Here is a 13,380-nt window from a genome sequence, read left to right on the forward strand (position 1 = left end):
CAAATAAGAGGTTGATGAAAAGCGTTCATCCATGAACTTCATCGACATTCGAACATCCATGTACATCAAAACCCGTTGCAGCAATGCGACGGGTTTTTTTGCTATGTGTGATTTAAAAATCTCGCGAGGTAAACTCGCTCCTACCACAGTATAGGCACAGTGCAACATGGTGAGAGGTGGTTCACCCACCGATGGCTTGCAATGAAGTTCCAGCAAAAAATGTACCTCAAAACCCGTTGCAGTAATGCAACGGTGGGGTATAGAGAGTCACGCGAGGTGAGCTCGAGCCCACCATATACATTGCTAGGGTGTGAAAAAACTCCAGGCGATAAAACGGCTTGTCTTATTACCTTGCTCCATCTCGATCACTTTTACTTGCTCTGCAGCGAACTGTTTAAGTTGCTGTTTAAGTGGTTTGACGTTGTCTTTATTAGAGATAAGGGAAGTAAACCAATAAACTTGCTCTTTGAAAGTGGCACTCTCAGAGATCATATCCAGTATAAAACGCTTTTCTCCACCTTCACACCATAACTCTTGAGCTTGGCCGCCAAAATTTAGCGAGGCTTGTGGTGCTCGGTTAAGGTTTTTCCACTTTCTTTGCGTGCCCTTGTTTGCATCTGCTTCACTGGAATGGAAGGGCGGGTTACACATTGAAAAATGATAAAACTGGTTTGCTTTTATTATTGTTTTAAAAAAGTGATTAGGCTGCTTTTGTTGCATCACTTTTACCGGCAACTTATTTAGTTCTGCGATGGTTTTGGCACACTTCACAGCAAGAGGATTGATGTCAGAGGCCACAAAGCGCCAGTTATATTCTCTTGATCCCAAGATGGGATAGATCAAATTGGCACCAGTGCCAATATCTACGCCTTGCACCTTATCTGGCAAGTTACTTTCATCTAACAGATCTTTCAACGCATGGATATAGTCTGCTCTGCCTGGAACCGGCGGGCATAAAAATTGTGCGGGGATATCCCAAACTTGTATATCGTAGTCTGATTTAAGCAATGCTTTATTTAACAGTTTTACGGCATCTGGATTAGTGAAGTCGATGCTTTTTATGCCATCAGCTCGGTTGTAAGTAAAATTCTTTAAAGCGGGTTCAATCGCTATAAGCTTGTCTAGATCATAGCCTGAGTTATGCTTGTTTCTTGGGTGCACAGGATTCTTCGAATAAATAAAAAGGATTATAACACTTTTAATCGAACGCTTAAGTCTTGAATACTGGCTTTATCTTAGAGGCATATCAACCCTTTTATTTGCTTCGTTTAAGAGTTTACTTATCAATCAGTCAACTGGTACGATGAGGTTAGTGTTAAAAGAATAAAAACAAAGAAATGATAGAGCAAAAATCACTATTAGTAGATATAGCAGATGGACATAAACTCCACCTCAGATATATAGCAAAACCGGATAGTAGCGGCCCCGCTGTGTTTTTTATGCATGGTGCGGTTGAAAATGGCAAAATTTTTTATACTGAAAGTAATAAAGGGCTAGCGCCTTTTTTAGCTGAACACGGCTATCGCTGTTTTGTTGGTGATCTTCGTGGGCGAGGAGAGAGCATACCTAAAATCGACGCTGAAGCGGATTATGGTCAAACTGAATCAATCTTGCACGAAATCCCTGAAATGCTGAATTTTATCGAACGATATACCGGATCTAGAGCACAATATTGGATTGCGCATTCTTGGGGAGGAGTATTGATGAATAGTGTTTTTGCACGCTTTCCTGAAGAAATTCAGCATGTTAAAGCATGTGTTTATTTTGGCTCTAAGCGTAGTTTACATAACAATCACCCGAGCAAATTACTTAAAGCAAACCTGATATGGTTTAACGTTGCGCACTATTATTCGAAAAAGCATGGGTACTTACCTGCGAAGAGACTTGGTTGGGGAAGTGATGATGAGTCTTTAAAGTCACATGCACAAAGCGCTGACTGGGCACAGAAGCACCCATGGGTTGACTCGGATGACGGTTTTAATTATGCCGCGGTATTACAAGACATGACGTTGCCTCCAATCTTGCACATTGCTGGCGTTAAAGATAAAGCACTGGCACAACCTGTCGATATTCAAGCGTTTATTCGTGAATCTGGAAAGGGGATACAAGAACTCAGAATTTATGGAAAAAAGCACGGCCATCGGCACAATTATGGGCACATAGACATGTTAACCCATAAACATGCACGTGATGATCAGTTTAAAGATTTGCTGGCGTGGTTTGATCGCTTTGTGGTTGAGCAATCATCTTCTCAATAAATGCTTCATAGCGCTGCCACTTTTCCAGTGGCTGCGTACTGATTGGCTTTCTGACCTGCGCCTTACTTAGGGTATGCACCGGCTTTTTAGATTTGTGAAACTCCAAGCATTCAGGTTCGTATTTTTGATATAAAAAGCTCAAGCATTGTTTGAGGGACTTTTCAGGCTCTGCAATAAGTTGTTCGTAACTGAGCGTAAAAATATCTCTTTTCATAAATTGGTTAAAATGTGACATCAAGTCGCTTTGCGCTTGCGCATACAAGGCAAATTCACTTAAAGAGCAGAAGTAGGGCTCGCTTTCGGCGAAATGATTACTGTAGACCGACCAGGCTGTTGCATTGAGGTTGCGAGTTAAATGAATAATTCGCGCCTCAGGGAAGAGCTTGTGGATTAAGCCCAGATTTTGAAAATTAGCTGGAAGTTTATTGATCACCACTTCTTCCGGCACTCGATGTCGCTTTATCTCGTCGACATAGAGTATGCGGCAATGATCTAACATAGAGTTACTTAGTTGGTCTAAACAACCTGGGAACTCTGAATTGTTGCGTTTACTGAGGTAAGGGACAATTTTATCGCTGATCACGGTATTCTCGCCTAGTGTACCAACATGTGAATGTTGCACTAGCATTTGTTCTAGGAGAGTCGAGCCAGTTCTTGGCAAACCAACAATAAAAACAGGGGTAAATGTTGTCTTAACCTTATCACTAGGTTTATCAAAAAACGCTTTGCCACAATACTTTTTGATTGATTCAAAAAATGGCAGCATGTCTACAGTACGAAACTCGCTCATCAGCAGCTGTGTATCATTCGCTAAAGCATAGTTATCTTGGGCTGCATTAAAGTTACCTAACTGTTCATGACACTTAGCTAGAGCATAGTGGACCACGGTTTTTAGTCTCGGTGCTTCAAACTCATTTTCCAATTTTTCTAAAATCGCTAAATATGTAGGTAATTCTTTGGCTGAGGACATTTGTACCAGTTCGTACAGCATAAAGGCAGTCACTGTACTATGAGGACAATCTAACCCCGCTTTAAAGACATTTTTAGCTTGTTCAATAAAGCCATAGTCCAGATAAAATTGACCGAGTTGGTAATGGGCTTGGGCATTATGTTTTGCCACGCTTAAGGTGTATTCAAGTACGGTTTTTGCGTCAACCGGTGAACCTACGGCTAAAAATGCATCGGCCAATGCGAAGAGCGGCTCAAGCATTTTTGGTAAATGTTCGCAGGCTCTTTTTAAATAGTAGATTGCGTTATCATACTGCTCTAAACGCATGCAAATGCGGCCTAGACCAAATAGAGCTGGACCGTTGTTAGGTGACTGTTTTAGTACAGACTTGTACATAAACTCAGCTTCTCTAAGCTTGTTTTCGGCTAATAATTCGTTGGCTCGCTTTAATAACAACATGTTTGTATTCAAAATTAACTGCTTTGTTATATAGGATAAAAATAAAAAGGCGAAATAGCTAATGCTAGTTCGCCTTTGTTTCTGGGTTACAGTAAAAGTTAGAACGTATAGGTTGCTTTCACATAGTAGAAACCACCATTAATACCGTATGGTGAAGTTTCATAGTATTTGCCACCCCAGTTGTTATTTGGGATACCTGTAGCGTCAAAGAAGTCTAGTTCTTCAGCATCTTGGTCAAAGATATTATTTGCACCAACAGATAGACTGATCGAATCTGTTGCAAAGTAGGTAAGCTCTGCATCAAATGTGATTGTCGCGTCCGCTGTTTTTGCTGTTGCATCATAATCGACGTGAACGCCTTGGTATTCGCCAAAGTAGTTCATACGAACAAAACCTGAGAAGTTATCCCATTGCTGAGCCCAAGTTAATGTGCCTCTGTGCTTCGGTAAGTCGTTTTCTAAACGAGATACCTTGAAGTCACCTGTGATAGCAGAGAAGCGGTCTACTTCGGTTTCATTCCAGTTGTATGCGGCACTGAATGTTGCATAACCACCCAGCATATCCATAGAATAGTTACCAACTAAGTCGATACCTTGAGTCGTGGTATCGAAGTCGTTAGTGAAGAAGCTCACCTGCGCTAAGTTATCAACGTTAGGAACACCCGCCGCTTTAAGGGCTGCTTTGTCAGCATCACTTAAAACGATTTTTTCAGACTGGCTTAGACGGTCAGTTACTTCAATGTTGTAGTAATCTAACGTAATAAATAAGTCGCCAGAGCGATATACCGCACCTAGTGTGTAACTTTCTGACTCTTCAGGAGTCAATTCAGTACCACCAAGCTGCTCTGAAACAGGGTTTGTTGGTGGTAATAGTGCTGAATCTACCAATACACCACTGCTTAAGTTTGTCTGCACGTTAGACACGTTAGCTTGACCTACCGTTGGCGCGCGGAAACCGGTACTGATTGAACCACGAACCGAGAAGTCTTCGGTAACATGATATTGACCCGTGATCTTAAAGTTTGTAGTCGAACCAAATGAATCGTAATCTTCGTAACGAAGCGCCCATCCCATCATAAACTCTTCAGTAAATGGGGTCTCGATATCCACATAAGCAGCATAGTTACGACGAGTGTACTCTCCTGCTGCAGAAGGTTTGAAGCCTGGGAAACCATTTGAACCTATCCCAAAGCCTTGCTCAGTCAGTGGCCCTGCAATAAATGATGCTTCATCACCTGAAAGTACTTCAAATGTTTCTTCATGCCACTCAAGACCTGCTGCAACGTTTACATCGTAAGCTAGGTCAAAGTCATAGCCTTTTGACACGTCAAAGTTAAAATTCTTTTCCAGTTGGATGTATTTACCTGGGCTGAAGTCCATAGGCGTATCTGCGCCAAGTGAAGCGTTTACCGTGTTAGTGATGAAGTAACGTGATTCGTTACGACCAACCGAGCCACTTAAGTCCCAGTAACCCCCCTCCAAAAAGCCGTCTTTAAACTCACCTTCAACGCCGATAGTTAAAGAGGTATCAGTGATGTTACCACCAAAGTTCGGCGTGAAACCTCCAGGTAAAATTTCATTAAAGGCAAAACAGTTTCTACCTAACTCGGTATCAGCAGCAATTAATTGATACGCTGGGATGTTCGCTACATTTTTATCCGTCAAGTTAACTACCGGACATTCGATACCCACACCTACACCATCTAAGTCTCCCACTAACAGCGTTTCACCACCGTCGTTGGAGTATACACCAGGACGGGTTTGTGGGTTTCGATAATAGAATCCGCCTTTAACGTCTCGCTCAGAGTAGTTGCCAAACATATAGAATCGAGCATTGTCAGTGACATCTACGCCAACATTACCGAAGATGCTTATATCATCTTTAATTTCTGGCGCACCCCAGATCTGCGCTGGGTCACCAACTCCTTCAACTCCGGCACCAATGTAAGCTGCTGCATCAGGACGTTGAACACTGCGGCTAGTCGCATCCGCTTCTTTGTACTGAAAGCTTAAGTTAGCAAATCCATCATCCGTAAATGGCAAACCTACGTTACCTTCGATAACTGTCGTGTCGCCGTCACCTTCGTAGTATTCACCTTGACGAATAGAGAACGAGCCCCCTTCGCTAGCGTCTTTAAGTACAAAGTTCATTACACCCGCGATTGCATCTGAACCGTACTGCGCGGCAGCACCGTCGCGAAGTACCTCCACCTGTTTGAGCGCGATACTAGGGATCACTGAAATATCAGGGCCCTGTGCACCGTCGTTAATACCGCCACCTAAAAAGGCAATAACCGATGAACGGTGGCGACGCTTACCATTTAACAAAATCAGCGTACTGTCCGCAGGCAATCCGCGTAAGTTAGCTGGCCTTACTAGAGTCGCTGCATCACTGATTGGGTTTGCATGTACGTTCAAAGATGGTACAGATCCTTTCAGTAATTCCAGCATGTCAGAGCCCGCAGCTTTCGACATATCTTCTGCACCGATGATGTCGATAGGTACCGGTGACTCCCCAACAGAGCGAGGCGCTGCCCGGGAGCCAACTACCGCGATTTTTTCAATTTTTTCATCTGCTTTTGCTTGGTTGGCTTCTTCAGCCATTGCGGTGGTAGTAAGAAGTGACGTTGTTGCTGCTGAAGCGAGCGCGAAGCGAATTGCACGGCGCACCGTGTTACTTTTTAGTTTCATCCTGTTTCCCCAGTTGATTGTTGTTGTCATACCAATAAAAAGGCCATTTATAATATTTTTACCTTTAATACACATATAATTTAATTTGCTATGTGTTGGCAAGCGCTTTTTTAAAATTAGCAGTGATTTCTGAAACTGCAACTTTCTTAATAACTTTTTGTTTAGGCTAAGAAGAATTGCAAAGGTTGAATGATAAGTTATTGTTGAAGATGAACTTTTGGACGGTTTAACTAGTTTTGAAGAGAAACACCCAGTTGCTTATAATTTGTTGTTACAAAGTTTAGCGAGATTACGGAAATTTCATTATTCAGTTTTTGTAGATTAATTGAGCAATGCTAGGTGCTAGTCTTTGTGTGAGTGATTATTGTACAGTTTTGTGTGGTAATTGAGGTTGATTTTGTTCTAGTTCGTTGTTTTGCACACTTTACGTATAACTTTACTCGTTAGAATAGCTAATTTGTACCAATGGCTAATAGCTAAAGTGCTAAAAATTTTGATAGACTCTGGACAACACTATCTTTGAGTTTATTAATGAAACTGATCAAAGTTGTCCATAAAGCACCGATGCGCGTTGCTCGGATCAGTAAACGCAGACAGCAAATAAGATTGCGCAGAGCAATGATTGCGCTCAAATGCGCACTAGAACAAGAGAAACAAGAAACGAAAGAAATGCTTGAGATATACAAGCGATATACTTTGGGGCGAGCGCATAAGGCTGAGCTAAAAACAGCAAACGCCCAACTTGTGGATATTCTCAAAGGATTAGGATTGGGTGTGTTTGCCGTTTTACCTTTTGCCCCCATTACCATTCCGATAATCGTAAAGGTCGGTCAATTAGTGGGCGTGGATGTTTTGCCTAGCTCATTCAACTTGAAAAAAAAGCCAACAAAAACCGAGGAACAGTGAATTTTCTTTTTAGCCTTGGTAATCTAAGTACGAACATAATAAATTTGAGGCCTACATGAACAACCTACTCGTTCACTCTGCGAAGGGTACACCCATTTCTATCTTCTCTGCTGCAGAATTAGCGTCATGGCAAGCGCAGCAGTCAAGTACGACACAGCTTTTCGTAAAAACCGCACAACTTCAATCGCAAAAAAATATTCTTATTCCGAATGCTGATTCTGGAGAAGTAGAGCGAGTTATTGTTATTGCTGAAGACGATGATTTTTGGCTATTGGGCGATCTTGCAAAGCAGTTACCAAAAGGTACTTATTTTATTGATATCGCTTCTGAGCAAGTTGAGAGCCACGCTATTGCGTTTTTACTGGGGGCGTATCAATTTTCTGCTTATAAAGAATTGCCAGCGATTGTCGCAAAGCTTGCTATCGAAGATGCTGATATATATGCCAAAGTAAAAGCGGCTGTCGAGTCTATTAATCTTGCAAGAGATCTAGTAAACACACCGGCTGCCGATATGATGCCTCAGCACATGGCTGAAGTAATGGAAGAACTTGCCGAGCAATATGGCGCATCATTTGAACAAATCATTGGTGATGAGTTATTAGAGCAAAACTACCCAACAATCCACATGGTGGGCCGTGCGAGTGACAATGCTCCGCGTTTGCTTGACTTACGTTGGGGTAATGAAAACCACGCAAAACTTACGTTAGTTGGTAAAGGCGTATGTTTTGACTCTGGTGGTCTGGACTTAAAACCTGCGTCTGGAATGCGTAATATGAAAAAAGACATGGGCGGAGCGGCTCATGTTATTGCGTTGGCCAATATGATTATGGCGGCAAAACTGCCTGTTAGATTACGCGTACTTGTCCCAGCGGTAGAAAATGCGGTTTCTCGCAATGCCTTTAGGCCAGGTGATGTGATCAAAACACGTAAAGGTATTACGGTTGAAATTGACAATACCGATGCCGAAGGACGCTTGGTTTTATGTGACGCATTGGCAGAAGCGCAAACAGAAGCGCCTGAGCTATTGATTGATTTCGCAACCTTGACTGGTGCGTGTCGCGTTGCACTTGGCACTGAACTGCCTGGTTTTTATTCTACAGATCAAGCGATTGCTTCTGAGCTAATGGAAATTGGTCTGGGTAATGCGGATCCTATTTGGCAACTGCCTTTGTTTGATCAGTATAAGGCGCTGTTCAAGAGCGATATCGCCGATATTGCTAACTGTGGTTCGACGCCGTTTGGTGGTTCAATAACAGCTGCACTGTATCTAAAAGAATTTGTTGAGCCAGCCACGACACCTTGGCTACATTTTGATGTGATGGCTTGGAACGTGAGAGCGTTACCGGGTAGACCTGTTGGTGGTGAAGCATTGGGTCTTAGAACCATGTTTAGTTATCTTGAGAAAAAGTTCAGCTAATCACAATCACAGAGCCTGAAATCTATGAAAAACCCAGCTACGTAAGCTGGGCTTTTAGTTTGTCTAATAACCGAATTGGTATAATTAATTTTAGATTAGTTTTACTGCTTTTCAGGAATGTTTTCTAAGATCCCTTTCATTTGCTGCCAATATAGGCCAACGCTTGAAATTTCTACTTTTTCCTCGGGAGAGTGTGGAAATTTGATGGTTGGACCAAAAGAAATCATATCCATGTTCGGGTAAGGTTCTTTGAACAAACCACATTCAAGACCAGCATGAATAACCATAATATGTGGCTTTTCACCGTAGATTGATTCATACATATCACGGAAAATAGCTAATACTTCTGAGCTTGGATCAGGTTTCCAGCCTGGGTAAGCACCACTAAATTCAATGTCTGCTTGTGTCAGCTCAGCCAGTGAACGCAACATACCCTCGACATCACTGCGACCAGAATCAATCAATGAACGGATCAAACATAGGACTTCTAAACTGTTATCTGTAGTAGAAATTACACCCATATTAAGTGAGGTTTCAACAACACCTGGAATATCATCGCTCATGCGTACAACACCATTAGGGCAAGCATTGAGAAGCGCTAATACTTTGCTTTCAGAAGCTTGGCTCATTGGCAACGTGGTACTTTTTGAGGTGCTGAGCGCAAATGTGATCCCGGTTTCTATGGCACATAATTCTTGCTTAATGATGGTTTCATAAGCTTCAATCAGCGCCTGGAACTCGCTTATTTGCGTTTCATCAAAACTAATGACAGCGTATGCTTCGCGCGGAATTGCATTGCGTAGGGAGCCGCCTCTGATCTCGATAAGTCTTAGATCAAAGTCTGCAATATGGTGTTTTAAGAATCTTGCGAGCAATTTATTAGCGTTTGCACGACCAGTGTGAATGTCGACGCCAGAGTGTCCGCCGCGTAAGCCTTTTAGAGACAGCTCAAAGATTTGATGGTGTTTAGGTAACGCTTCTCGCACGAGTTGTAGAGTTAAGGATGCATCTACACCACCTGCGCAACCCATATAGATTTCGCCTTCTTGCTCTGAATCGGTGTTGAGCAGAATTTCTCCTTCTAACCAGCCAGATTGCAAACCAAACGCGCCGCTCATGCCTGCTTCTTCATCAACGGTCAGTAACACCTCAAGTGGACCGTGTTTGATATCGTCAGCGTCTAATACGGCCAAACATGATGCCATGCCGATACCATTGTCTGCACCTAATGTAGTGCCAGTTGCAGTTACCCAATCATTATCAACATATGGTTTGATTGGATCGGTAACGAAGTCGTGTGCTGTATCGTCATTCTTTTGTGGCACCATATCAATGTGTGCTTGTAGTACAACAGGCTTACGATTTTCCATGCCACTTGTTGCAGCTTTTTTGATGAACACATTACCAGTGTTATCACGACGTACGTCTAAATTTTTGCTTTTAGCCCAGTCAGCAATAAAGCTTGCTAGCGCTTCTTCGTGTTTTGAAGGGTGGGGAATGGCACAAATTTGGTCAAAAAACTTCCAAATTGCTTGTGGTTCTAATTGACTGATCTCGGTATGCGCTTTGAGCACAATAAACTCCTTGGATGAGCGATAATAATATTGCAATATTACCACCCACCCAAGGGCAAGATCGAGCAATTAACCTTAATTCGGGAGAGTAGGTTAGTTATTGAGCTTGACTCGCGGCCACTGCTGGTGCAATCAACTCAAGACCTGTTTTATCGCAATCAGGTAAACGTGCATCCGACATCGCAATTGGGGTCGTTCTTTCTCCCCATTTTAAATAGCTCGCAGCCCAGGTTAATCCAGCGCCAAATGCCGCCGACATAATATTAGCGTGTGGCTTAATAAGACCACTTTCGACAGCTTCACACAGTGCAATTGCAATTGTTGCAGCTGAGGTATTACCGTACTTGTCGATATTGACCATGACTTTATCATCTGAAATTTCCAAACGATTTTGGATCGCTTGAATGATACGAAGATTTGCCTGGTGCGGGATAAGTACATCAATGTCTTCTAGTGATAGCTGTGCTTGGTTGAGTACATCATCACATGCTTCACTCATACCTTTTACAGCACGCTTGAAGATTTCACGTCCCTCAAAAGAGAGGTCAGAAGGTCCGGTGCTTGCACAGCGGTCCATATCGGTACCATAGTTTGGAATGTGTAATATACTTCTGTCAGTGCTATCACAGCCAGTTTTGGTGCCTAATAGGCCGGTTGGTTCCTCACTTGCTTCAAGCACGACAGCACCAGCACCGTCGCCAAATAATACCGCGCTGTCGCGCTTTGCCCAGTTTACATACCAAGTCATACGCTCAGCTGCAACAATGACTGCTCTTTTAATCATACCGGCTTGGATCTGTGCGGTGGCATTTTGTAATGCATACAAAAAGCCCGAACAGGCCGCATTGGTATCACATGCTGCAGCACCCACGGCTCCAATATTCTTTTGTACTAAAGAAGCTGTATTTGCCACCATAGTTGACGGGGTGCAGGTTGCAAGTAGAACAAGATCGATGTCTTTACCTTCAAGTCCTGCACATGCCAAAGCGTGTTGGCTTGCAACCGTTGCAAGTTCGGCAGTGCTAACATGACTAACGCGTCTGGATTTTATACCTGTTCTTGTACTTATCCATTCATCATTGGTATCAACGATGGTGCTAATTTCATCATTACTGATGCTCGCTGGTGGAATGCACTTACCCCAGCCCGTGATTTTTGCATAAACCATAGTGTCTCTTATTCTAATCCGACCAGTGGCCAATTTTTTATTTATACCAAATCCTTCACAGTATTGCCATAAAAGCGAAGCTGTGGCTTGTAAAACGGCGATATAACTGAGTTCGATCACACCTATTTTCGCTAGATTAGGTATAATTCTTTTATCTTAGCTTAGCTTCTTATATTTTCATGAAAATTGCGTTTTCTCCCAGCTCTGCATTGGGTCAACTGTTGTTGTTGCGATCTGTGGCAATCATCATTCAAATAGTGATGCTCGCTATCGCAGCTCTAGTTTTTGGTAAACAATTTGATTTTGTTGCAGTGGTTGGAGTGGTGGCAGCGGAGTCGGTATTTCAGCTATTAAGTATTTACGCCTACCGTAACACAAAAGAAGCCGCGTCTATTGGTATGACAATGCAATTGTTGGCGGACATTTTGTTTCTTACTATTTTGTTGGACCTGACGGGTGGAGCGACCAATGCGTTTGTGTCCTTGCTGGTATTGCCAACGGTTATTGCAGCAGTAACTATTCCAACTATCAACATGTTGATGGTGTCGGCTGGGGCGATTGGGGCTTATCTTTATCTTTATATAAAAATGTCTCATGAACATGTCCACCATATGGACATGAGCACTCACTTGCTCGGGATGTTAGTTAACTTTACTTTCACTATTATAGTCGTTGTTACCGTGGTGAGCATATTGGTAAAGCAAAATCGAAAAAAAGAGCGGGCAATTGCCATGTTACGAGAGCAGCAGCTACAGCAAGAGCAATTAATCGCATTAGGTAGTGCGGCCGCACAAGCAACCCATCAACTCGCCACGCCAATCGCACATTTGGCGCTATTACACGAAGAGCTGGAGGAGTCGTATCCAAAAGATCCATGTGTTCAAGAAATGTCGGAACCTCTTGGGAAATGTAAGGAGCAGCTTAATGTCTTTAGAGAATTCACTGAGTATATAAAGTCAGCGTCTAAACAAATGATAACTGCAGAGCATCTTGCAGAGCAGTTAAAAGAATTAACGAATTTACAATTTCCACGGCAGCATTTTCGATTCGATATTACTAATGTTCAGGGGGGGCTGTGCGATGATCCTATGTTGATGCCTTCGATTTTGAACCTTATTAGTAACGGTGTGCGAGCAAATGAGCAAGCAAAACAGACGGACATAGAGGTGATATTTACCTCCGAGCCGACTGAGCATGTGATAACCATTCTTGATAAAGGTGAGGGAATAGCAGAAGAAAGGCTAGCGCAGCTGGGGCACAATGTAGTGAATAGTGAATCTGGGCTTGGCATGGCGGTACTGCTTAGTCATGCGACAATTGAACGGCTTGGTGGACATCTGCTTATTGAAAGCGACGTTACCGATGGGACAAAATGTACGATTAAACTACCAAGGGTGAGTGATGAAGTTACTGCTTGTTGAAGATGACGTGCCTTACGCACAAACATTGATGAGGCGCTTGGAAAAACAAGACTTTGGTGTTGAACACGTCACTTTAATTGAAGATATGCAGGTGGCTTGTAAACGAGAAGCTTTCGACTACATATTGTTGGATATGAAGCTGGGTGAGGCCAACTCAATAAACTTCATAACACAAATCAAGCAGCTCAATCCAAGCGCTCGCATTGTATTATTAACGGGTTATGCTAGCATTGCAACTGCAGTTGAGGCGATAAAATTGGGTGCTGATGACTACCTAACTAAGCCAGCAAGTACCAGTTTGATAGTACAAACGCTATTGGGAGAGAAAACTCAAGAAATCGTAGAAGAAGTCATGTCTCCAGAACGACTTGAGTGGGAACATATTCAGCAAGTTCTAAAGGCAAACGAAGGTAATATTTCTGAAACTGCACGGCAACTTAATATGCACCGAAGAACGCTGCAGAGGAAATTACAAAAGAAACCTGTTTATAAGTAGGTTTTCACTTATACTCATTATTAAATAAAATGAAATATGCTG

At 42.7% G+C, this 13,380-nt stretch carries 11 protein-coding genes; 5 read left to right on the forward strand and 6 right to left on the reverse strand.

The window, feature by feature from the left end:
- Both MHN32_RS19485 and rlmF read right to left on the reverse strand, forming a co-directional pair.
- Nucleotides 1–189: hypothetical protein (locus tag MHN32_RS19485; protein ID WP_239422575.1), on the reverse strand; the 189-nt coding region annotated here is incomplete at its 3' end.
- Nucleotides 190–303: 114 nt separating this feature from the next.
- Entirely contained in the window at nucleotides 304–1,161 is an 858-nt protein-coding gene (rlmF, locus tag MHN32_RS19490; RefSeq protein ID WP_102057894.1) for a 23S rRNA (adenine(1618)-N(6))-methyltransferase RlmF, read from the reverse strand.
- 176 nt (nucleotides 1,162–1,337) lie between these two features.
- Here rlmF and MHN32_RS19495 point away from each other — a divergent pair, with 176 nt between their 5' ends.
- Entirely contained in the window at nucleotides 1,338–2,258 is a 921-nt protein-coding gene (locus MHN32_RS19495) for an alpha/beta hydrolase (protein WP_237117468.1), read from the forward strand.
- On the opposite strand, the gene MHN32_RS19500 is transcribed toward MHN32_RS19495, so the two are convergent.
- Together MHN32_RS19500 and MHN32_RS19505 are read right to left on the reverse strand one after the other, a co-directional pair.
- Complete coding sequence (locus MHN32_RS19500) at nucleotides 2,200–3,666, reverse strand: sulfotransferase (protein WP_206471878.1); 1,467 nt, start codon at nucleotides 3,664–3,666, stop codon at nucleotides 2,200–2,202. The two genes, MHN32_RS19495 and MHN32_RS19500, sit on opposite strands and share 59 nt — an antisense overlap.
- A gap of 98 nt (nucleotides 3,667–3,764) precedes the next feature.
- The gene (locus MHN32_RS19505) at nucleotides 3,765–6,356 is read right to left on the reverse strand and encodes a TonB-dependent receptor (protein WP_029215790.1); all 2,592 of its coding nucleotides are present in this window, start codon (nucleotides 6,354–6,356) and stop codon (nucleotides 3,765–3,767) included.
- 531 nt (nucleotides 6,357–6,887) lie between these two features.
- On the opposite strand from MHN32_RS19505, the gene MHN32_RS19510 reads away from it, so the two are divergent.
- On the forward strand, nucleotides 6,888–7,262 hold the full coding sequence (locus tag MHN32_RS19510) for a hypothetical protein (RefSeq protein WP_102057897.1): 375 nt from the start codon (nucleotides 6,888–6,890) through the stop codon (nucleotides 7,260–7,262).
- A gap of 55 nt (nucleotides 7,263–7,317) precedes the next feature.
- The gene (locus MHN32_RS19515; protein ID WP_239422577.1) at nucleotides 7,318–8,679 is read left to right on the forward strand and encodes a leucyl aminopeptidase family protein; all 1,362 of its coding nucleotides are present in this window, start codon (nucleotides 7,318–7,320) and stop codon (nucleotides 8,677–8,679) included.
- Between the two features lie 101 nt (nucleotides 8,680–8,780).
- Here MHN32_RS19515 and MHN32_RS19520 read toward each other — a convergent pair whose 3' ends face one another.
- Together MHN32_RS19520 and MHN32_RS19525 are read right to left on the reverse strand one after the other, a co-directional pair.
- Entirely contained in the window at nucleotides 8,781–10,253 is a 1,473-nt protein-coding gene (locus MHN32_RS19520) for an aminoacyl-histidine dipeptidase (RefSeq protein WP_239422578.1), read from the reverse strand.
- Nucleotides 10,254–10,350: 97 nt separating this feature from the next.
- Nucleotides 10,351–11,421 carry a ketoacyl-ACP synthase III gene (locus MHN32_RS19525; RefSeq protein WP_239422579.1) on the reverse strand — a complete coding sequence of 357 codons (1,071 nt, stop codon included), beginning with the start codon at nucleotides 11,419–11,421 and terminating at the stop codon, nucleotides 10,351–10,353.
- A gap of 236 nt (nucleotides 11,422–11,657) precedes the next feature.
- Between MHN32_RS19525 and MHN32_RS19530 the strand changes: the two genes are divergently transcribed.
- Entirely contained in the window at nucleotides 11,658–12,842 is a 1,185-nt protein-coding gene (locus MHN32_RS19530; RefSeq protein ID WP_239422580.1) for an ATP-binding protein, read from the forward strand.
- Nucleotides 12,823–13,338, forward strand: coding sequence for a response regulator (locus MHN32_RS19535; protein ID WP_010605208.1), 516 nt, complete (start codon nucleotides 12,823–12,825; stop codon nucleotides 13,336–13,338). The genes MHN32_RS19530 and MHN32_RS19535 overlap by 20 nt, the downstream gene beginning before the upstream one ends.
- Nucleotides 13,339–13,380 lie beyond the last annotated feature (42 nt).

Origin of the sequence: Pseudoalteromonas sp. Of11M-6 (genome assembly GCF_022347905.1) — a bacterium.
GTDB lineage: Bacteria > Pseudomonadota > Gammaproteobacteria > Enterobacterales > Alteromonadaceae > Pseudoalteromonas.